Annotated in this window: 8 protein-coding genes and 1 pseudogene; 4 read left to right on the top strand and 5 right to left on the bottom strand. The window is 69.7% G+C overall.

The features are described 5' to 3' along the window. The first annotated feature begins 150 nt into the window (after positions 1 to 150). From BST28_RS12820 to BST28_RS12830, 3 genes are read left to right on the top strand one after another with little or no spacing between them, the layout of a single operon-like run. Positions 151 to 7245: a type I polyketide synthase gene (locus BST28_RS12820; RefSeq protein WP_083081260.1), complete on the top strand. Its 7095-nt coding sequence runs from the start codon at positions 151 to 153 to the stop codon at positions 7243 to 7245. Between the two features lie 3 nt (positions 7246 to 7248). Beyond that, the gene (locus BST28_RS12825) at positions 7249 to 12621 is read left to right on the top strand and encodes a non-ribosomal peptide synthetase (RefSeq protein ID WP_083081262.1); all 5373 of its coding nucleotides are present in this window, start codon (positions 7249 to 7251) and stop codon (positions 12619 to 12621) included. Positions 12622 to 12625: 4 nt separating this feature from the next. Next, a complete protein-coding gene (locus BST28_RS12830; RefSeq protein ID WP_083081264.1) occupies positions 12626 to 13618 on the top strand; it encodes an NAD-dependent epimerase/dehydratase family protein in 993 nt (330 codons plus the stop codon). A 28-nt stretch (positions 13619 to 13646) separates the two neighbouring features. Here the strand turns inward: BST28_RS12830 and BST28_RS12835 are convergent. Further along, positions 13647 to 15114: pseudogene (locus tag BST28_RS12835) on the bottom strand (HNH endonuclease signature motif containing protein). A 167-nt stretch (positions 15115 to 15281) separates the two neighbouring features. On the opposite strand from BST28_RS12835, the gene BST28_RS12840 reads away from it, so the two are divergent. Then, complete coding sequence (locus BST28_RS12840; protein ID WP_083081266.1) at positions 15282 to 15746, top strand: SRPBCC family protein; 465 nt, start codon at positions 15282 to 15284, stop codon at positions 15744 to 15746. 4 nt (positions 15747 to 15750) lie between these two features. Here the strand turns inward: BST28_RS12840 and BST28_RS12845 are convergent, their stop codons facing one another. From BST28_RS12845 to BST28_RS12860, 4 genes are all read right to left on the bottom strand, one after another. Beyond that, entirely contained in the window at positions 15751 to 17196 is a 1446-nt protein-coding gene (locus BST28_RS12845) for an amidase family protein (protein WP_083081268.1), read from the bottom strand. A gap of 88 nt (positions 17197 to 17284) precedes the next feature. Next, positions 17285 to 18646, bottom strand: a complete 1362-nt coding sequence (locus tag BST28_RS12850) for an FAD-binding oxidoreductase (protein ID WP_083081270.1) — start codon at positions 18644 to 18646, stop codon at positions 17285 to 17287. Between the two features lie 13 nt (positions 18647 to 18659). Continuing rightward, positions 18660 to 21191, bottom strand: a complete 2532-nt coding sequence (locus BST28_RS12855; protein WP_083081272.1) for an FtsX-like permease family protein — start codon at positions 21189 to 21191, stop codon at positions 18660 to 18662. Beyond that, on the bottom strand, positions 21173 to 21964 hold the full coding sequence (locus BST28_RS12860; RefSeq protein WP_234808276.1) for an ABC transporter ATP-binding protein: 792 nt from the start codon (positions 21962 to 21964) through the stop codon (positions 21173 to 21175). Before BST28_RS12860 ends, BST28_RS12855 begins: the two co-directional genes overlap by 19 nt. Positions 21965 to 22193: the final 229 nt, after the last annotated feature.

Raw genomic sequence — 22193 nt, forward strand, 5'->3', positions numbered from 1 at the left:
TGTGACCTGACTTGCCCGGGGTGTCGGCGTCGCCGAAAATCACGGGATTGGCGTCCTGCTTCTTAATGTAGCCTTAATCAAGGTTGCCTACGGATTTCTAGGCCCAATATCTAAAACCAATCTTCGTTAGCCATACGGGAGACGCGATTGATGAGCGGGCCGGACGGAACGGTTCACATCCCACGCACGCTGGTGGATCTGCTGAGTCAGCGTGCCCAGCAGCAGGGCGACAAGCCGGCGTTCACCTTCTCCCGTGACGGCGACGAGCACGAGACCAGCCAGGCGACCTACCGGGAGCTGGACCTGCGCGCCCGCCAGGTCGCCACCGACCTGCAGCGTCAGGGCGCCTCCGGGCAACGGGTGCTGGTGCTGTGCCCGCCCGGTCTGGACTTCATCGCCAGCTTCTTCGGGTGCCTGTACGCCGGTGCCATCGCGATCCCGGTACACCCGCCGATGCGCGAGCACCTGCTGCCGCGCGTGGAGTCGATCATCGCCGACGTCCAACCCGGCTTCGCGCTCACCACCGCCGAGATCGAACCCAGGATCAAGCCCGCCATCGACGGGCTGCCCGGCGGGCAGACGCTGCAGTGGTCGATCACCGACTCCTACCCGCCCGGCAGCGAGGCGGCCTGGGCGGCGCCGCAGATCGACGGCGACAGCGTCGCGATGCTGCAGTACACCTCCGGCTCCACCAGCGCGCCCAAGGGCGTCGTACTGACCCACGGCAACCTGATGCACAACCTGGTGACCATCGCCGAGGCCTGGAACCCGCCCGACCACTCCGAGATCGTCGGCGCGTTCTGGCTGCCGCCGTACCACGACATGGGCCTGATCGGCGGTCTGCTGGAGACCCTCTACGTCGGCGGCACGTCGGTCCTGATGCCGCCCACCGCGTTCATCAAGCGCCCGATGCGGTGGTTGGAGGCGATCTCACGGCATCGCGCCATGATCACCGCCGCGCCGAACTTCGCCTTCGACATGTGCGTCGAGCTGTCCAGCCCGCAGGAGCGCGCGGCACTGGACCTGTCCAACTGGACGGTGGCGCTGTGCGGAGCCGAACCGGTGCGCACCGCCACCCTGGAGGGGTTCGCCGAGGCGTTCGCCCCGGCCGGCTTCCGCGCCGAGTCGTTCTACCCGGTCTACGGGCTGGCGGAGGGCACCTTGCTGGTCTCCGGCGGATCGGACTCGGCGCTGCCGCTGGTGCAGCACATCGACCGGGTCGCCCTCGGCGACAACCGGGTCGTCGACGTCTCCGCCGACGACCCCAACGTCGCGACCCTGGTCGGCTGCGGCAAGCCGCGCGGTGGCCAGCGGGTGATCATCGTCGACCCCGAGACCCGCCGGGAATGCGCCGCCGACCGGGTCGGCGAGATCTGGGTGGCCGGTGGAAGCGTCGCGCACGGCTACTGGGGCGCCCCGGAGCTGTCCGCCGAGACGTTCGCCGCGACCCTGTCCGACAGCGGCGAGGGTCCGTTCCTGCGCACCGGGGACCTGGGCTTCATGCACTTCGGGGAGCTGTTCGTCACCGGCCGGCGCAAAGACCTGATCATCATCCGGGGCACCAACCATTACCCCAACGACATCGAGCTGACCGTCCAGAACACCGACCCGGCGCTGCTGCGGGGCCGTGGCGCGGTGTTCTCGATCACCCCCGAACCGGGCGCGGCCGAGCAACTCGTCGTGGTGCAGGAGGCCGACCCGAGCCGCCTGAACGGGGCGGCGGCCGAGGAGGCCATGCAGGCCATCCGCACCGCGGTCACCGAGAACCACTCGGTGCGTACCCACGCCGTGGTGCTGGTGCAGCCGCTACAGCTGCCGACGACCTCCAGCGGCAAGATCCAGCGCAGCGCCTGCAAGCAGCGTTACCTCAACGGCGAGTTGCCGGTGGTGGCGGCCTGGCCCCCGGCCGGGCCCGAGCCCGCGGCCCAGCCGCCGGCGCAGGCCGAGCCCGAACCCGCCCAACCGGCCGGGGCGGGGAACCGCAGTGCGGCCGAGATCAGCGCCTGGCTCGTCGACCGGTTGTCCGGTGAACTCGAGCTTCCCGTCGCCGAGATCGACCCGGCCAAGCCGTTCGCCTACTACGGGCTGGACTCCATCCACGCGGTGCGGCTCTCGACCGCCCTGGAGCAGTGGCTGGGTTGCGAGCTGGCCCCGACCATCGCCTACGAATACCCGTCGATCGACATCCTGTCCCAACACCTGGCCCGCATCGCCGCGGACAGCCCGGCCGCTTCGGGAGCCGGGTCCGCCGCCGAGCGCACCGACCGGCCCACCGCCGACGAGCCGATCGCGATCGTGGGCATCGGCTGCCGGTTCCCCGGCGCGGACGGGCCCGAGGCTTTCTGGCGGCTGCTGTCCGGTGGGGTGGACGCCACCAGTGAGGTCCCGGCCGATCGTTGGGACGTCGACGCCTTCTACAGCCCCGACCCGTCGGTGCCGGGCACCGCGGTCACCCGCAGCGGCGGATTCCTCGACGCCGTCGACCAATTCGATTTCCAGTTCTTCGGGATCTCGCCCCGCGAGTCGGCGCAGATGGATCCGCAGCAGCGGTTGCTGCTCGAGGTGGCGTGGGAGGCCCTGGAGGACGCCGGTCAGGTGCCCGACGCCCTGGCCGGCAGCCGCACCGGGGTGTTCGTCGGGATCTCCACCAACGACTACGGGTTCCTGCGGCTGGGCCAGCCCCAGCTCGTCGACGCCTACACCGGAACCGGCAACGCGCTGAGCATCGCCGCCAACCGGCTGTCCTACACCTTCGACTTCCACGGCCCGAGCCTGTCGGTGGATACCGCCTGCTCGTCGTCGCTGGTCGCCGTCGACCTGGCATGCCGCAGTCTGCGCGACGGCGAGTGCACGATGGCGCTGGCCGCCGGGGTGAACGTGATCCTGTCGCCGGCCTTAGCGATCAACTTCTCCAAGGCCCGGGTGATGGCGCCGGACGGGCGGTGCAAGACGTTCGACGCCGACGCCGACGGCTATGTGCGCGGCGAGGGCGCCGGCGTGGTGGTGCTCAAGCCGCTGAGCCGGGCACTGGAGGACAACGACCCGATCTACGCGGTCATCCGGGGCAGCGCCACCAATTCCGACGGCCGCACCAACGGCTTGATCGCCCCTAGCGGGCGGGCCCAGGAGCGCGTGCTCACCGAGGCGTTCCGCCGGGCGGGCCTGCCGGCCGGTGCGGTCCAATACATCGAGGCGCACGGCACCGGCACCGCGATCGGCGACGCCATCGAGGCCAACGCGCTGGGCACCGTGCTGGCCGAGGGCCGGCCGGAGGGCAGCCGCTGCCTGGTGGGCTCGGTCAAGACCAACATCGGCCACCTGGAGGCGGCGGCCGGTGTCGCCGGTCTGATCAAGGTGGCGCTGGCGCTGCAGCACCGGGCCATCCCGCCCAGCCTGAACTACACCGAACCCAACCCGCACATCCTGTTCGACAGCCTGCCGCTGGACGTGGTGCAGACGCTGACCCCGTGGCCGGCGGGCAGCCGCGCCGTGGCCGGGGTCAGCTCGTTCGGGTTCGGCGGCACCAACGCCCACGTCGTGCTCGCCGAGGCCCCGCAGGTGCGCAGCGGCCACCCCGACGACACCGCGGCACCGCGCGCCGAGCTGCTGGCGCTGTCGGCCCGGTCACCGGAGGCGCTGACCGCGCTGGTCGGGGAGTACGAGATGGCGCTGTTCTCCGGCGGGCTCAACGGCAGCAGCGCGCTGAGCGACCTGTGCTACACCGCCGGCGCCCGCCGCGGCCACCACGACTACCGGCTCGCGGTGGTCGGCGACTCCCCGGCGGCGTTGTTCGAATCGCTGTCGGCTTACCGGCTGGGCGAGTCGCGGCCCGGGCTGTCGGTCGGCCACTGCGCCGCGGGCCGGCCCGGCCCGGGGGTGACCTTCATCTTCTCCGGGCAGGGCTCCCAGTGGCCCGGCATGGCCCAGCGGTTGCAGGCCGACGAGCCGATCTTCGCCGACGCCCTGGCCGCGTGCGACAGTGCGCTGCACCCGCACCTGGGGCACTCGATCCTCAAGGAACTGGCCAAGCCGCAGGAGCGCTCCAAGCTCGGCGACATCGGCATCCTGCAGCCGACGATCTTCGCGATCCAGGTGGCGCTGGCGGCGCTGTGGCGGTCCTGGGGTGTCGAGCCGGCCGCGGTGGTCGGACACAGTCTCGGTGAGGTCGCCGCCGCCCATGTGGCCGGAGCGCTGAGCCTGGAGGACGCCGCGCGGGTGATCTGTGCCCGGGCCCGCATGCTGCGGGGCGTGCGTGGCCGCGGGGCGATGATGGTCACCGAGACCACCCTGGCCGAGGCGCAGGAGCTCATCGCCGGTCATGAGCGCGAGGTCGCCGTCGCGGCCAGCAACAGCCACCGGTCGACCGTGCTCGCCGGCGAGCCCAAGGTGCTCGAAGAGCTGATGGCGAAACTGCAGCAGCGGGACCGGTTCTGCCGGTGGATCGAGGTCGACGTCGCCTCGCACAGCCCGCAGATGGAGGCCCTCGGTGCGGGACTGCGCGGCAGCCTGGTCAAGCTGAAGCCGACTGTGCCGACGGTGCCGATGTACTCCACCGTCACCGGCGAGCTGGTCGGCGAGAAGCTGCTCGACGCCGACTACTGGGTGGCCAACCTGTGCTCGCCGGTGCGGTTCTCACCGGCGCTGCGGCGGCTGCTCGAGACCGGCCACGACACGTTCGTCGAACTCAGCCCGCACCCGATCCTGCTGACGGCGGCTCGCGAAGATGTTGAAGACATGAGGCGCACCTGCACCCTATTGCCGTCGATGCGGCGCGACGATGACGGCCGCTCGACCATGCTCGGCTCCCTGGGCACCCTCTACACCCTGGGGCAGCCGGTCGCCTGGGAGCAGATCTACCCCGAAGGCAGTCGCTGCGTTCCCGCCCCCACCTACCCGTGGCAGCGGGTGCACTCGTGGCTGGACGCCGGCTCCATCGTGGCGCCGCGCCACGGCGGCGCCGGCCTGCCCGGCGGCGGCTGGCGCGGGCCGATCCGGTCGGCCGCTCAGCCGGGCACGGTGCTGACCGAGATCGACGTCACCACGGGGGCGCTCTCCGCCGAGCAGCTCGGTGAGCTGGCCGGCCAAGCGGTCGAGGTGGCGTTCGGGCCGGGCAGCCGGTCGGTCGCCGCGCTGAACCTCAACGGCGGTCCGGTCGCGGCCCGCACCGTGCAGTTCGCCCTGACCGACGACGGGTTCGAGTGCTACGGCAGCGCCGCCGGTGCGGACTGGTTGTTGCTGGCCACCGGACGTCTGGTCGCCGGCCAGTCCGGCGCCCCGGCCATCACCACCGCCCCCGCAGACCCGGCCGAGCACAGCTACCGGGTGCGCTGGCAGCCCGCCTCGATCGCCTCCGATGGCGAGGGCCGGCCCGCCGAACCCGGCAGCTGGCTGATCCTGTCCGACGGCCCGGTGGCCGACACGCTGCGGGACCACCTCGAGGCGCAGGCCCAGTCCTGCGTGCTGGTGGAACCGGTCGTCGGGCTCGCCGAGATCGAACGGGTCAGCGCCGACGGTTATCGCGTCGACCCGGGCCGGCCCGAACACTTCGCCGAGCTGCTGCGCGCGGCGTTCGGCGGTGACCGGCCCCCCTGCCGTGGTGTGGTGCACCTGTGGAACCTGCTGGCAGACACCGGGTCGCTGGAGACGGCGACCGACCTCGGGTCGCTGAGCGTGGTGCATCTGATCCAGGCCCTGACGATGTCCGGGTGGGCGGAGTCGCCGCGGCTGTGGCTGGTGACCCGCGGCGCGCAGCCGGCCGGGGACGAGTCCACGCCGCTCTCGGTCGCGCAGGCCCCGGTCTGGGGGCTGGGCCGCAGCATCGACCACGAGCACCCGGAACTGCACGCCACCGGAGTCGACTTGTCCGCCGACGGCGGTCCCGAAGAACTGCGGGGACTGTTCGGCGAGATCTGGTCGGACAACCGTGAGACCGACGTGGCCCTGCGCGGCCACCGGCGCTACGTGGCGCGGCTGGAACCCCACCGGGCGTCGGCGGAGCAGCCGGGCGAGTTCGCGCTGCACGAGCAGGCCACCTACCTGGTCACCGGCGGGCTCGGTGCCGTCGGCGGCAAGGTGGCCGGCTGGCTGGTCGAGCGCGGCGCGCGCCACCTGGTTCTGATGGGCCGCGGCGCCCCGTCGGCGACGGCGGAAGCGACGCTGGACGCGCTGCGCGCAGCCGGCGCCGAGGTGACTGTGGCCCAGGGCGACGTCACCAAGGCCGACGACGTCGCCGCGGTGCTCGCCACCATCGGCGCCTCCATGCCGCCGCTGCGCGGTGTGGTGCACGCGGCCGGCACCGTCGACGACGCGATCCTGGCGCGCCTGGACGCACCGAAGCTGCGTGCGGTGATGGCGCCCAAGGTGCAGGGCGCCTGGAACCTGCACACGCTGACCGCCGATGCGGAGCTGGACTTCTTCGTGCTGTTCTCCTCGGCCGCATCGGTGCTGGGTTCGCCCGGCGCCGCCAACTACGGCGCCGCGAACGCGTTCCTGGATGCGCTGGCCTGGCACCGGCGGGCGGCCGGCGCACCGGCGCTGAGCGTCAACTTCGGTCCGTGGGCCGGGTTGGGCATGTTCACCAATTCCGAACTGCACCGCCATTTCTCGCACTACGGCGTCGAAGGCATGCCGGCGCAGAGCTACTTCGCGGCGCTGGAGGGTCTGCTGGCCGGCTCCGGCGTCCCGGCACCGCAGGTCATGGTGCTCGACATCGATTGGGCACGCTGGCGTCCCAGCGCGCAGTCGCCGTTGCTGCGCGATCTGCAGGCCTCCGGCGACTCGGCGGGGGCGGCGAGCGGAAGCGGACTGTTCGAGGCGGTGCAGGCCGCCGATCCGCAGGAACGCCGGCGGCTGCTGGAGGTCTACCTGCGTGATCTGGTCGCCGGCAAGCTGGGCCTGGCCCCGGCCGGCCTGGACGTCGCCGCGCCGCTGAACAGCCTGGGCGTGGACTCGCTGATCACCCTGGAACTTCGCATTCAGGTGGAACGCGAACTCGGTATCGTCGTTCCCGTCGCCCGGCTGCTCGATGGGCCGAGCGTGGCGAGCCTTTCGGGGTGGCTCGCCGAGCAGTTGGCCTCCGGCGGTGAGGCCGGGCCGGAGCAGGCCGCAGCGCCCAGCGCCCCCGAACCGGCTGTGTCGCAGGAGATGGACCTGTTGTCGCAGGTGTCCGACCTCTCCGACGACGCGGTGGATGCGTTGCTGCAGAAGATGATCGCCGACGGTGAGCATGTCAAGGATGGGGGATAACCCATGACGGACCGACCCGAGGCGCCCATCGACATCTCCAGCCTGTCACCGGAGAAGAAGCGCGAACTGCTGGCTCAATTGCTGATGGCCAAGGCGCAGAACGCGGCTTCCGAACACGAGCTGTCCTACGGGCAGCGGTCGATGTGGTTCGTGCACCGGCTCGCTCCCGACAGCGCCGCCTACTCCGTTGCCTACGCGGGACGCATCCGTGGCCGCCTCGACGTGCCCGCCCTGGAGCGGGCCGCCCAGGCCCTGGTGGACCGGCACCCGATGCTGCGGACCACCTACACCGAGCGGGACGGCCAGCCGGTGGCGCTGGTCCACCCGCACTGGCCGGTGCGGATCGCGATCCATCGCATCGGCGCGGACGCGGCCGAACTCGAACAGTGGGTCCAGACCGAGACCGACCGGCCGTTCGATCTGCGCACCGGTCCGGTGCTGCGCCTGACCCTGCTGCAGCGCGAGCTCGGTGGCCAGGAAACCGACCACGTGCTGCTGCTGACCGTGCACCACATCGCGGTGGACTTCTGGTCCATCGACATCATCCTCGACGAGCTGCGCGCGCTCTACGCCGCCGAACACGGCGCCGGCCCCGCCACGCCGCCGGGAGCGCCTCCCGACCGCTACGTCGACTACGCCGCGCAACAGACCCGGATGCTGGCCGGGCCCGACGGTGAGAAGTTGTGGGAGTACTGGCGCGAGACGCTGCGCGGTGAGCTGCCGACCCTGGCACTGCCCACCGACCGGCCGCGGCCGGCGGTGCAGACCTACGGCGGTGCGCTGCACCGGTTCAGCATCGACGCCCAGGTGACCGCCGGGCTCAAGCAGCTGGGTCGGGCCGTCGGCGCGACGCCGTATATGACCCTGCTGGCCGCCTATGCGGTGCTGCTGCACCGCTACAGCGGTCAGGACGACCTGGTCATCGGGTCGCCGTTCGCCTGCCGCGACCGGGCCGGCCTGATGGGCATGGTCGGCTACGTCACCAACCCGCTGCCGCTGCGCGTGGACGTGAGCGAGGATCCGAGTTTCGTTGCGCTGCTCGGCCAGGTCAAAGACACCGTGCTGGGCGCCATCGCGCACCAGGAGTACCCGCTGCCGCTGCTCGTCGAGCGACTGCGGCCGGTCCGCGACGCCGGACGCACCCCGGTGTTCCAGGTGTCCTTCGCTTGGCAACAGGTGCGGTTGTTCGACGACGGCGCCGCCGGCGAGGGTGTGCTGCCCCTGGAGACCCTGCACATCGGCCAGGGCGGTTCACCGTTCGACATCACCATGCAGGTCGGCGAGCAGGACGACCGGCTGGAGGTCGCGCTGCAGTACAACACCGACCTGTTCGACGCCGCCACCATGGAGGCGATGGCGCAGCGCTTCAGCTTGCTGCTGGCCGGGTTGGTTCAGCCCGGGGCCGCCGACGCCCCGGTGTCGCGGTTGCCGTTGCTCACCGACGATGAGCGCGCAAAGCTGCAGTCCTGGAACCAGACCCGGGTCGACTACCCGGATGCCACGGCCGGCCTGCACGAGATGGTCGCCGCCGCCGCGGCACGCACGCCCGACGCGGTCGCGGTGAGCTACGACGGCCGGGAGCTGAGCTACCGCGAACTCGACCGGCGGGCCAACGGGCTGGCCCACCGGCTGCAGCAGCTCGGTGTCGGTGCCGGCGCCGGCCCCGCCGTGGTGCCGGTGCTGCTGGAACGCTCCGAAGACCTGGTGATCGCCCTGCTCGGCGTGCTCAAGGCCGGCGGTGCCTTCCTGCCGCTGGACCCCGCCCAGCCCACCGGGCGGATGGAGGCGATGCTGGCCGACGTGCCGGACGCACCGGTCTGCATCACTCACCGGGAGCATCTCGCCCACGTGCCAACGGATTTCACCGGTGCCCGGCTCTGCCTGGACCAGCCCTGGACGGCACCGGCCGAGCAGGAATCTGCTCCCGACGTGGCCTCCGCCGAACTGGCGTATCTGATGTACACCTCCGGTTCCACCGGTGCCCCCAAGGGGGCGCTGAACAGCCATGCCGGCATCCGCAATCGGCTGCTGTGGATGCAGGACGCCTATCCGCTGACCGCCGAGGACCGGGTACTGCACAAGACCCCGATCAACTTCGACCCGTTCGTCTGGGAGATCTTCTGGCCGTTGATCGTTGGCGCCCGGGTGGTGATCGCCAAACCGGAGGGCCACAAGGACGCTGGCTACCTGGCCCGGACCATCGTCGAAGAGCAGGTCACCACAATGCATTTCGTGCCGTCGATGCTGCGCCGTTTCCTGGCGGAGCCCCAGGCGGCGTCCTGTACCGGGCTGCGCCGGGTGTTCTGCAGCGGAGAGGCGCTGACCGCCGACTTGCGCGATGCGTTCTTCGCCGCGCTCCCCGCAGAGCTGTACAACCTGTACGGCCCTACCGAAGCCGCCATCGACGTCACCCACTTCCATTGTGTGCGTGGGGATTCCCGCCCCGTGATCCCGATCGGGCGGCCGATCGCCAACATCGCGATCCACCTGCTCGACACCGCCGGAAATCCGGTTCCGGTCGGGGTGCCCGGTGAACTGTGCATCGGCGGCGTCGGCGTGGCTCGCGGCTACCTGAACCGGCCGGAAGCCACCGCCGCAGCATTCGGCGACGACCCGTTCAGCTCTGAGCCTGGCGCCCTGCTCTACCGCACCGGCGACCTGGCCCGGTATCTGCCCGACGGCAACATCGAGTACCTGGGCCGCCGCGACGACCAGGTCAAGATCAACGGTTTCCGGATCGAGCTCGGTGAGGTGGAGGCCGCGCTGGCCAAGCACCCCGGTATCGCCGAATGTGCTGTGGTGGCACGCAAAGACGCCTCGGGTACTACCCAGCTGATCGCCCACCTCGTGCCGGTCGCGGCGGCGCCGGGCACCGCGGAGCTGCGGCGCTTCCTGCTGAACCTGCTGCCGGCGGCCATGGTGCCCGCGCTGTTCCGCACCACCGACCTGCTCCCGTTGTCGCCCAGCGGCAAGGTGGACCGCCGTGCGCTGCTGGCCATCGACGAGGATCTCGATGCGGTGCCGACGGAATTCGTCGCACCGCGCAACCGCACCGAAGAGGCGCTGGCGAAGATCTGGCGCGAGGTGCTCGACACCGACCGCGTGGGCGTCACCGACGACTTCTTCGCACTCGGCGGGGCCTCCACCCAGGCCCTGGAGGTCGCGGTGCGGGTGGGTGAGCTCGGCATGGAGCTGCGCCCGGAGTCGATGTTCGTCTACGGCACCATTGCCGAGCTGGCCGAAGAGTTCGGCCCGATCGGCGAGGACACCGCCGCCGAGCCCGCGACCGCCCCGGTCGCTGCGGAGATGCCCACCACGCCGAAACCCGTTGCGGCGCCGGTGATCAAACCCGCCCAGACCGGCCCGGCGCGCAACGTCGTGATCGAAAGCCTCGGCGTGTACCTGCCGCCCCGGGCGGTCTCCACGGAACAGGTGCTGGCCGACTGCGTCAACGAGGTGCGGATCCCGCTGGAGCGGCTCACCGGCATCAAGAACCGGCGGATGGCCGGAGTCGACGAGTTCTCGATCGACTTGGGGCGCAAGGCGATCCGCGACTGCCTGTCCCGGTCAAGCTACGCCCCCGAAGAGATCGACCTGGTCATCGCCTGCAACATCTCCCGCTGCGACGGCCCGGAGCACATGTTCACCTTCGAGCCCAGCACCGCCTCCCAGTTGCGTGATCAGCTGGGGCTGACCCACGCGGTCTGCTTCGACATCAACAACGCCTGCGCGGGCATGTTCACCGGCATCAGTGTGGCCCAGGACTTCCTCAAGACCCAGCTGGTGCGCAACGCGCTGGTGGTCAGCGGTGAGTACATCAGCCACATCACCGGAACCGCGCAGCAGGAGATCGACGGGCCGATGGACCCGCGGCTGGCCTGCCTGACCGTCGGCGACGCCGGCGCGGCGGTGGTGCTCGAACTCGGAGCCGGCGATCGCGTCGGTTTCCACGACCTCGACCTGGCCACCTACAGCGAATTCGCCAAGTTGTGCATCGCCAAGGCCACCGAGGGCCCCCACGGCGGCGCCATCATGGTCACCGATTCGGTCACCCAGACCGCGATCGCGGTGAAGCACTCGGTGCCCTACGTCGCCGCGGTGATGCAGCGGCACGGCTGGCGGCCCGAGACGGCCGATCAGTTGCTGATGCACCAGACCTCCGAAGCGTCGATCAACGACGCCATCCTGACCATCAACCGGGTCTTCGGGGCGGGCGCGGCCAGCCGCGCCAACACCATCTGCAACCTGGCCGAGCGCGGTAACACTGCCACCACAACGCATTTCGTCGCGCTATACGACTATATCAATGCGGGCCGGATCAACTCCGGCGACAACGTGGTGCTGTCGATCACCGGATCCGGACAGACCATCGGCACCGGGCTGTACACCTTCGACGACCTGCCCGACCGGATGCGACGTGCCACCAAGGGCCAGTCCGCCCGTGCGGCCCGGTCCACAAACGGCCGCCGGGAGCTGCCGGCGACGCCACGGGTGCGTATCGAGGGGATCGGCACCGCCGCGGCCGGTCAGGGCCGGCCGAGCTCCATCGCGTTCGCGGTGGATGCGGCCAGGGCCTGCCTTGAGGACAGCGGTGTGGACGCCTCCCAGGTCGGCCTGATGATCCACGCCGGCATCTACCGCGACGACTTCCTGTCCGAGCCGGCGGTCGCCACCCTGGTGGCCGGCGAGGTCGGCATCAACGCCGAGCCGGAGTCCGCGGATGCACCCAAGACCTTCGCCTTCGACATCCTCAACGGGGCAGTCGGTTTCCTCAACGGCTGTCATGTCGCCGCCGGCATGATCGGCGCCGGCCGGACCGGTCACGCCATGGTGCTGGCTTCGGAGGTGGAGAACAACACCGTCGAGAGCGGCTACCCGCGCAGGGGCGTCCAGGAGACCGGGTCGGCGATCATGCTGAGCCCCAGCAGCGGCCCGGAGGGCTTCGGCCGGTTCGTCTTCGAACACCATCCGGAGTACCGCCAGGCGCTGGCCACCCACACCCAGGAGCGCGACGGCCGGACCTGGCTGCGGGTGGACCGCGACCCCAACCTGTCGGCGATCTACGTGAGCTGCCTGCCGGCCGCGGTCAAACAGCTGCTGAGTCTGGAGGCCCTGGATCCCGGGGACATCGCGCTGGTGTTGCCGCCGTATCTGCCCGGTGCGGCCCTCGACGACCTTGCCGCGCGGATCGGGGTGGACCGCTCGCGGTTCGTCGACCTGGAGGCGCAGGGCCAGACCACGGACCCGTTCACCTCGACCTTGCCCTATCAGATCCTCGACGCTCGGCGGCGCGGTCTGGTCAAGCCGGGCGACGTGGCGCTGATCATGGCCGTCGGTTCCGGCGTCGAGGTCGGCTGCACCACCTACCGGTTCTGACCCCGTGCGGGCATTCGTCACCGGGGGAACCGGATTCGTCGGCTCGAACCTGGTGGCCGCATTGCTCGATCGCGGTATTCAAGTGCGGGTGTTGCGGCGCTCGACGTCGCCGATGGCAGCCCTCGAAGGGCTGGACTGCGAAACCCGGGTCGGTGACGTACTCGATGGTGTCGACGCGCTGGCCGAGGCGATGGCGGACTGTGACTGGGTGTTCCACACCGCGGCGATCTCGGACTACTGGCGGTACCGCACCCAGACCCGGTTGTACCGCACCAACGTCGACGGCACCCGCGACATGGCCGCTGCCGCCCGGCAGGCCGGGGTGAAACGTTTCGTCTACACCAGTTCGCTTGCCGCCCTGGGCGTTCCCGCGCGGGGCCAGCTGCTGGTGGAGACCGACGAGTTCAACATCCGCCCCCGGAAATTCCCCTACGGGCACAGCAAGCATCTCGCCGAGGCCGAACTGCGCAAGGAAGTGGCGGCGGGTTTGCCCGCGGTGATCGTCAACCCGTCGGTGGTGATCGGTCCCCGCGACGTCAACCGCATCGCCAGCGCGATGCTCGTCGAAGCGCAGCGCGGCCGGCTGTGGTTCGCCGCTCCGGGTGGCACCAACTTCGTGTCGGTCGACGACGTGGTGGCAGGCCACATCGCGGCCGCTGAACGGGGACGGGTCGGCGAACGCTACATTCTGGGCGGTGAGAACCTGTCGTTCCGTGCGGTGTTCACGGCCGCGAACGAGCTCTTCGACCGGGGCGCTCCGTCGGTTGCGTTGCCCCGCTGGGTAATTCCAGTGGCTGCGGCAGGCGTGAGTGCCGCTCGGACTGTCGTGGGCCCGCGGTTGCCGATCGATGCCCGCCAGATGCGCCTGTCGCTGGCCGAGATCTACGCCGATCCGGGCAAGTCCCACAACGAATTGGGGGTGCCGTTCACACCGTTTCGCACCGCGCTGCGCAGCGGCTACGAGTGGTATCGCGACAACGGCTACCTGGACGGGTAACCTGACGGGCTTTTAGCGACAGCGGGTGTCAGCCTGCCTGTTTCCACTCGTCCTCGGGGAGAGGGTCGTCGTCGCCGTCTGCATGAGGCCGCCGGTGGTAGTCGAGGACGGCCTCGATGAAGTGGAACGGGTTGGTGCGTGGTTGGCCGTGGTCGAGCTTGGGTGGCGGGATCCATTCGACCCGGCCGGTGTCGCCGAGTCTGGTCAACCAGCCCTGTTCGCTGGCCATCCGGTTGTCCGGCGCGCACGCCAACGCGAGTTCGTCGACATCGGTCTGTCCGTTTGTGGCCCAGTCGTTTTCGAGGTGGTGGGCCTGGGACAGATACCCCGAGACCGTACATCCTGGGCGGGTGCAGCCGCGGTCGCGTGCATGCAGCACGATGCGCTGATCTCCTGAGGCGAGGCGTTTGCTGCGGCCCAGCCACAAGGCCCGGCCCCTTCCCGTCGAAGATGCTCAGGTAGTGGTAGGCGTGGGAAGCCATGCGCAGCAGATCACCCATGGGCAGCAGGCTGCCACCGGCGGTGTGTGCCTTGCCGGTGATCGGGGATTCGGTCCGCGGCGTATGCCCGGTCGCGGCCTGCAGCTCGGCCAGGGTGGTCGAGACGATCACGGACACCGGCAACCCGTTGAGTCGGCCCAGATCCCCACAGGCCAGGGTGGCGCGTAGGGCGGCGAGCAGGGCATCGTGTTGGCGCTGATCGCGGGTGCGGTGGTCGTGCTGGATCTGGTCCTGGCTGGGTGTGCCGGAGACGCAGGGTTGCTCGTCGGCGGAGTTGCACATCCCCGGGGCGGCCAGTTTGGCCAGCATCGGCTCGAGGGTGGCCCGCAATTCCGGGCTGATCTTGCCGGACAGGCTGCTCAATCCGTCGGCTCGTTGCGGCCCCAGCCGTAGCCCGCGCTGGGCGTGACGTCGGCGGTCGTCGGGCTCGTCGCCGTCTTGATCCAGAACGGCGATCAGGTGCACCGCCAACCGCCCGAAGGTCTCGGGGGCGAACAGCGTCGCCAGTTCCGCCAGGTCACGCTCGGCGCGCTCCCGATCCTTCACATCGATCGTGGTGGGGATCTTCTCCATCGCCTTGCGGGCGATCGCCATCTGCTCGGGCCCTATCTGTCCGGCTGCCTGCGCGGCAGCCAGGCTGGGCAGCACCGGGTCGAGCGGCTCACCGCTCATGGCGGTGCGCGGACCCAGGTCGGCGGCCTCGGCGATCCGCCGGCGGGCTTCTGCCGCGCTGATCCGCAACCGCTCACTCAGCGCCTTGGCCAGCGAACACCCGGCCAACACCTCGCTATGGCCCTCGGCCACGAAGCGGGCCACGATCCGATGATCGATCGCGGGTGCCTGCCACGCCAACACCTCCCGGCGGGCCAGTACCTCCACCAGTTCCTCGGGGCTCAGCGCATCAAACGAACACTGCGCCAACTGGGCATTGATCGCTTCCTGCGCAGCCAGACACCCCAGAATGGTGTCCCGATCGGCGAGCGCATCCCTACCCATACATCGAACATTAGTGCGACTCTCCGACAGGAAATCCCCGGTCCGACCCGCCCGGAGTAAGGAACCGGTGAGAAATTCGGGTCTGTCCGGGTCCGGGCTCCCCATCGGCGATCGAAGGTCGCTCCGATAGTGTCGATCCACTGGCACGTCACCGGAAGGGAGACACCATGGCTGTCACCGTCGTCGACGCGGGGCCCCGGCAGGTCAGCCGGTCGGTGGAGGTTGCGGCTCCGGCGGCCGAACTGTTCGCGATGGCGGCCGACCCGCGCCGCCATCGGGAACTGGACGGGTCGGGCACCGTCCGCGACAACGTCAAGGCGCCCGCCGAAATCACTGTCGGGTCGAAGTTTTCGACGAACATGAAGATGTTCAGGGTGCCCTACCGCATCACCAGCACCGTGACCGCGTTCGAGCCGGACCGGTTGGTCGAGTGGCGCCACCCGGAGGGTCATCGCTGGCGGTGGGAGTTCGAGCCGATCTCACCGAGCCTGACCAGGGTCACCGAGACGTTCGACTACCGCAACGGCGGCGCGCTCAAATTGAAGTTCTACCAGCTGACCCGGTCCGCCAAGACCAATGCCGCCGGTATCGAGGCGACGCTGACGAGGCTGTGCGAGCGCTACCCGATGTAGCGCTTCAGCTGACCTGCGACAGCAGCGCCTCGGTCGGGGGCCGGCGCTGAATCCACGGCCGCACCGACTCTATTTGTGCCGCAAGCGAAATCAGGGCCGCCTCGTCATTGGCCCGTGCCACCAGATGCACCGCCTCGGGGACGCCGTCGGCGGCGATCCCGGTCGGGACCGACATCGCCGGCTGGCCGCTGTAGCACTGCGGGAAGGTGAACGGGATGAACTTCAGCATCCGCAGCATCGCGCGGGCCGGACCGAAACCCTCGAAATAACCCACCCGGACCGGCGGGATCGCCAGCACCGGGGTCATCAAGATGTCGTAGTCGGCGATCGGGCGCTGCGAGCGGGCGGTGATCCGGGGCTCGGCGGCCACCGCGCGCCCGGCGAGCCAGTCCGGGACCAGGCGGCTGGTGCGGGCCTCGGCCTGCATCCGCCGCTCCAGCAGTTCGGTCTCGGGGAGCCGTTCGATCTCGTGGGCGAACCCGTTCATGAACAGCGCGAGCACCGCGGCGATACCCACCACCGGATAGACCGGGTCGCGCTCGACGACCTCGTGGCCCAGTGAGCGCAACAACTCCGCGGTCTCGCGCACCGGGCGCCGCACCTCATCGCTGACGTGCACCGGTACCACCGGCTTGAACGACATCGCGATCCGCAGCGGCCGGGCCGGCGCCCGCAGCGCGTCCATCAGCGGCGGCGCCGGTGGCGGCGAAGGGATTTCGTCGTCGGGTTCGGGGCCGGTCATCGCGTCGTGCAGCAGCGCGGCGTCGACGACGCTGCGAGCCAGCGGCCCGATGTGGTTGAGGCCGTGGAACCGGTAGGCCCGTTCTGGCGACTCCTTGGTGCTGATCCGTCCGCGCTGGCCCTTCAGGCCGACCAGCCCGCAGCAGGCGGCCGGAATGCGGACCGAGCCGCCGCTGTCGCTGCCGGTGGCGCCGGGCACCATCCCGGCGGCCACCGCGGCGGCCGAGCCGCCGCTGGAGCCGCCCGGGGTCCGGTAGAGATCCCACGGGTTGCGGGTCACCCCCCAGGTCGCCGATTCGCAGACCGGGTAGGCGCCGAACTCCGAGAGGTGGGTCTTGCCGATGATCACCGCGCCGGCGGCGCGCAGCCGGCGCACCGCCGCGCTGTCGGCACTCGCCGGGCCGACGTCGATTCCGGTGCCGCACATGGACGAAACGCCCGCCACGTCGGTGTCGTCCTTGACCGCGATCGGCACGCCGGCCAGCGGCAGCACCTCGCCGGCGGCAAGCCGGCGCTCGACCTGCGCGGCTTCGGCCATCGCCGTGTCGCCGAGCACCGTGCGAAACACGTTCAGCACCGGGTCAAGTCGGGCGATCCGATCCAGGTACAGCGTCACCAATTCGCGCGGGGACACCTCGCGCTCCCGCACCAGCTGCGCCAAACGCGCGACGCCGGCAAAAGCCAACCCATCATCGTGCGCGCCCGACATGCCTGCGTCCTTTCCCCCGGACCACAATACCCAGTTTGCGCTGCGGAAACGTGTGCCGATGGTGGCGACACACTGTGAACTGCGAACGTCAGCCCGCTGGCCTGATGTTGTGGTTGAGGGTGAACCGATTGTCCGGGTCCAGGCGCGCCTTGAGGTCGGCGAGGCGCTGATAACCGGCGTCGCCGAACGTCGCCCGGATGCGGTCTTGCCCTTCATCTCCGACGAAGTTCAGGTAGGCGCCGGCCGGGCCGAGCGGGCGCAGGATCTCGAAGGCCTGACCGGCCCACGCGGTGCAGCGCGCGGTGTCGGCCGGGTCGGTCCAGGTCGTCATCAGATGAATGATGTACGGGTGTTCCCGGGTGGCCACGGCCGTCGCCTCCGGCGGCACCCGGCTGGCGTACCCGCCGAGCCGAATCAGGTGCAGCCGGGTCTGCGCCGAGGGCCGCGAGCGGCCGAGCACGGCGATGCGGCGGATCGCCTCGTCGGTCAGTTCGGTGACGAACAACGACTTCCAGTAGTTCAACCAGCCGAACGGCGCGGTCTGGTCGATGGCCTGCTGCCAGGTCGGGTATTCCAGCTTGTGCTGCAGGGCCAGCACGGGTTTGGTGGCCGCACCGCGGACGTTCAGCAGGGCACGGGTGTCGTCGACGCCGGTGGAGTCGGTGCGCGTCGAGCAGCCCAGGATGTTGACCAGCGACTGACCGGACTTGAGGTCGGTGGAGAAGTCCAGAATGGACGCCAGGTGATCCGGGGCGTTGTCCATCTGGGCCCGGAAGTGCTTCAGGGCGGCCTCGGCCTCGGAGTCGGCGTAGGACTGCACGCCGGCCACCACCGAATCGAGCGGGTGCAGCCGCAGCGTGAACTGCGCGACGACGCCGAAGTTGCCGCCCCCGCCGCGCAGCCCCCACAGCACGTCGGCGTTCTCGGTCTCGCTGACCGTCAGCACCTCACCGGATGCCAGCACCAGTTCCGCGCCGATGAGGTTGTCGCAGGTCATGCCGTGGGCGCGGGACAGCCACCCGATGCCGCCGCCGAGCGAGAAGCCGCCGACACCCGTCGTCGACACCACCCCGCCGGGGCAGGCCAGGCCGTACCGGCTGGTGACCGGGTCGACGTCGCCCCAGGTGGCGCCCGCGTCGACGTAGGCGACCCGCGCCTGCGCGTCGACGCGTACCCCGCGCATCTGCGTCAGGTCGATGACGACGCCGCCGTCGGTGGTCGAGTGGCCGGCGACGCTGTGGCCGCCGCCGCGCACCGCGATCTCGGCGCCGGCGTCCACGGCATAGCGCACCGCGGCGACGATGTCGTCGCGTGAACGGCACTGCAGCACCATCCGCGGCCGCTTGTCGATCATGCCGTTGAACACCTGACGCACCTCGTCGTAACGGGCGTCGTCGGGGTAGATGGCGTCACCGGTGAAACCCGGCACCGTGGAGGCGGTCGCGGTCATTGCATCCTTTCCGTCACTCGTCGCGAAGCTCGGTCGCCGGGGTGGAGCGGGTGGACTTCCACGCCGGAATGATGGCCGCGAAGACCGCGGCGACGGTGGCCAGCACCGCATACATCACCGCGTCGGTCCAGGGGAACACCAGCGGGGTGATCAGGCCGACGTTGACGACGGCCGCCCGCCGAACCGCTTCGGAGATCGCGATCGACAACACCGCGCCGAACAGCCCGCCGGCCGCGCCGGCGACGACGGCTTCGACCGTGGTGATGCTGAAGACCCGGAGCCGGGTGGCGCCCAGCGCCTGGATCAGCGCCACCTCGCGCTTGCGGCGGATGCCGACCAGCAACAGCGTCGACAACACCGACACGAACGCGATGGCGAGCAGGCCGTACTTGAGGGTGTTCAGCGGTGTGAGGTACCGGCCGATCGAGGTCGCGATCTCCGAGGCGTAGCCGGCGGTGTCCACCGCGGTCACCGGCTGGTCGAACTTTGCGGCCCCGATGGTGTCGATGACCTGCTCGGCGGTGAACCCCGCCGCCGGGGTGGCGAAGATCAGGCCGGCGGGCTGGGGGCCGTAGATCTGTTCGGCGATCGAGTACGGCATGTATATCCGGCGCCCACCGTATTCGGGGGTGGCCACAATTGTGCCGATACTCATGGCCTGCGCGTCGAGTCCACTTCCAAAGACCAAAATGTCACCGATGTGGAGATTTTTCTCTCTGGCGAGGACGCTGCCGATGACGAGCTGATTGGCTTTCTGGCTCGCCTCCGGCGATTGCCCGGCGAGTAATCCGAACGGGAATGTCGGTCGGTCCTGGGCCTGAATATGCGCCAGCGACCCGTCTTTGAGGCTGATCTCGATTTCAGCCATCCGCTCGATTTTGTCCACACCGGTCAACGAGTTGAGTTTGTTGACCGTCTGCGGGGCGAATCGGGCGTCAATGGGCCCGTAATCGGCGAAGCGCGTCGTGGTGACGGCAATGCGCCCGTCGGACTGCGATTCGGCGACCCGGGTCGCGCCGATGTGAATCGCGACCAGGAAGCCGGAGAGCAGGATCGCGACCACGACCGGCACCGCGATGGCGCCCGAGATCGCCGCGGTACGTGAACGGTCCGAGCGCAGCGCGTTGAGGGCGATGGTCAGCGTCGCCCCGCGCGACTTGCTGGGCTTCGTCCGCAGGCTGGTGATGGCCTGGGCGCTCAGGTACGCCGTGGCCAGCAGCAGGCCGATGATCGCGACCACGGCGCCGGCGTCGGCGAGGGCGGCCTGCCAGGGCACCAGCGCCCCGGACAGCGTGGCCATCCGGGCCGCGATCACCCCGGTCAGTCCGATCGCCAGCAGTAGCAGCGCCTTGGACCAGATCTTGCGCCCGGTGGTCTGTTCTTGGGCCGCCCGCCCGGACAGTTCGGCCGCGATCGGGGTGTTGGACGCCGACAGCGACGGGCCCACCGCGGCCACCACCGCCAACACGATGCCGGCCAGGACACCGACCACCAGGATCACCGGTTTGAGGACCACCGGCACGGTGACGCCGACGAACCGTTCGGTCAGCTCGCTGGCGCTGGCCACGATCGGCTCGGAGATGATGATGCCGGTCAGCACGCCCATCGCCGATCCCGCCGCGCCCAGCAGGGCGGCTTCGCTGAGGAACCCGGTCATGATCGAGGCCGGTGAGGCCCCCAATGCGGAGGCGATCGCGATCTCGCGGCGGCGTTCCTCCACCGACAGGCGGGTGATCTGCGTGATCAGGATGACCCCGACACCGACGGAGATCAGGGCGAAAATCCCCAGCAGGGGCAGCAGCACGTCGTTGACGTTGTAGCCCCGCGCCGGTTCGCTGCGAGGCTGCACGCTGTAGGTGGGCCCGAGGGTGGTCTTCAGCTGCTGCTGGACCTGGGCGGGGTCGGCGCCGTCGTCCAGGGTCACATACACCATGTCCACCCGGTCGCCGCGGGCGAACTGCACCTTGGCCATGCTCATCGGCAGCACCGTGACCAGGCCGTTGTTGACGTCGTCCAGGTCCTCCACCCGCTGGAACTTGTCCATTGCCAGCTGCCCGACGTCGGTGACCAGGGTCGCCGAGGAGTCCAGCGAGTCGCCGAGCGTGCGCGAGATCGCCGGCGGCGGCTCCTGCTGGCCGGCCTGGCAGACCTTCGGGTCGACGATCCACTGCGCCGAGCAGTCCACGCCCAGGCCCAGCCCGAAGCTCTCCTTGCCGTCGTTGCGGATCATCGTCACGCCGCGGATGACCGGGACCACCGCTGCCACCCCGGGCACCGAACGGGCGTGGTCGACGACGGCCGGGCTGATGCCGCCGCGGGTCGCGGCACCGACCACCCGCAGCGGAGCGGGGCCGGCGATCTGATAGCCGACGTCGTCGATGGCCTTGGAGACGCTGGTGACCTCGATCATGACGGCCACCACGACGGCCACCCCGCCGCCGAGGGAGAACGCGGCCAGTGCGGCCCGGAAAGCGTGTTTACGAACGGCCCGGAAATTGATGATCCGGAGCAGGCCGAAAGTGGCCGCTAATGTTCCGCGAGCCATGTCACATTGTTGGGCGTGTGAGCCATTCCACTATCGCTCTCGATTTCGCCGTCGAGTAGCGAAACAAGACGCGGGGCATCGTCGGCGATTTTCCGATCGTGAGTCACCAGAACAATGGTCTGGCCCGCCGCGTTCAAATTGTAAAGCGCGTCGATCACCCGATGGCCATTAAGGGTGTCGAGATTACCAGTGGGTTCGTCGGCCAGAATCACGTCGGGTTTCATGAAAAGCGCGCGGGCGACGGCCACGCGCTGTTGTTCACCGCCGGACAATTCCGACGGCACCCGCTTGGATTTCGCCGCCAGCCCGACCTGGTCCAGCAGGCTCATCGCGTGGGCGTACTGCGAGCGACCGGATTTGCCGGCCAGCAGGCCCGGGAGCATGACGTTCTCCACCACCGACAGGCCCGCTAGGAGGTTGAATGCCTGGAAGACGTAGCCGAGGGTCTGACATCGCACGGCGGCCAACTGCCGGCGCGAGAGCTGGGAGACGCTTTGGCCGTTGATCAGAACATCGCCGCTGGTCGGCATGTCCAGCAGGCCGAGAATGCTCAGCAACGTCGACTTGCCCGAACCCGACGGCCCGACCAGCGCGACGAATTCCCCGCGGGTTATCTGGATATCGATGTTGCGCAATACCGGTGTGGCCGTATCGCCTTCACCGAACTGTTTGTAGAGATTGCGCGCTTCCAGGACCACAGGCGGTCTAAGAACGACCGGCGGCGTCTGGCCGTTATGGTCGAGCTCCACGGTGTGCATGTCGGTCCTGATCATGAATCTCCAACGGCGTGTGTAATACCCCGATCATGCCCCTATTGGGCGAGTTCCTCAATTCTTTGCGCACTCCGATGATGCTGCGCTACCGGGGAGCCCGCAGACGATCATACCGACCTGAGCCGCTCGCCAAAAATCATTCCTTCGTGACCCCGCCCACCATTGACGGCCCTGGTGGGCGGGCCTTCCGGCGGACATCGGCGACGCCGGTACCCCGGTTTCGGCGAGA

Origin of the sequence: Mycolicibacter kumamotonensis, assembly GCF_002086285.1 — a bacterium.
Taxonomy (GTDB): domain Bacteria; phylum Actinomycetota; class Actinomycetes; order Mycobacteriales; family Mycobacteriaceae; genus Mycobacterium; species Mycobacterium kumamotonense.

Coding starts and splice junctions, on each gene's coding strand:
- BST28_RS12820 (WP_083081260.1), top strand. CDS start 151: ATGAGCGGGCCGGACGGAACGGTTCACATCCCACGCACGCTGGTGGAT.
- BST28_RS12825 (WP_083081262.1), top strand. CDS start 7,249: ATGACGGACCGACCCGAGGCGCCCATCGACATCTCCAGCCTGTCACCG.
- BST28_RS12840 (WP_083081266.1), top strand. CDS start 15,282: ATGGCTGTCACCGTCGTCGACGCGGGGCCCCGGCAGGTCAGCCGGTCG.
- BST28_RS12845 (WP_083081268.1), bottom strand. CDS start 17,196: ATGTCGGGCGCGCACGATGATGGGTTGGCTTTTGCCGGCGTCGCGCGT.
- BST28_RS12850 (WP_083081270.1), bottom strand. CDS start 18,646: ATGACCGCGACCGCCTCCACGGTGCCGGGTTTCACCGGTGACGCCATC.
- BST28_RS12855 (WP_083081272.1), bottom strand. CDS start 21,191: ATGGCTCGCGGAACATTAGCGGCCACTTTCGGCCTGCTCCGGATCATC.
- BST28_RS12860 (WP_234808276.1), bottom strand. CDS start 21,964: ATGATCAGGACCGACATGCACACCGTGGAGCTCGACCATAACGGCCAG.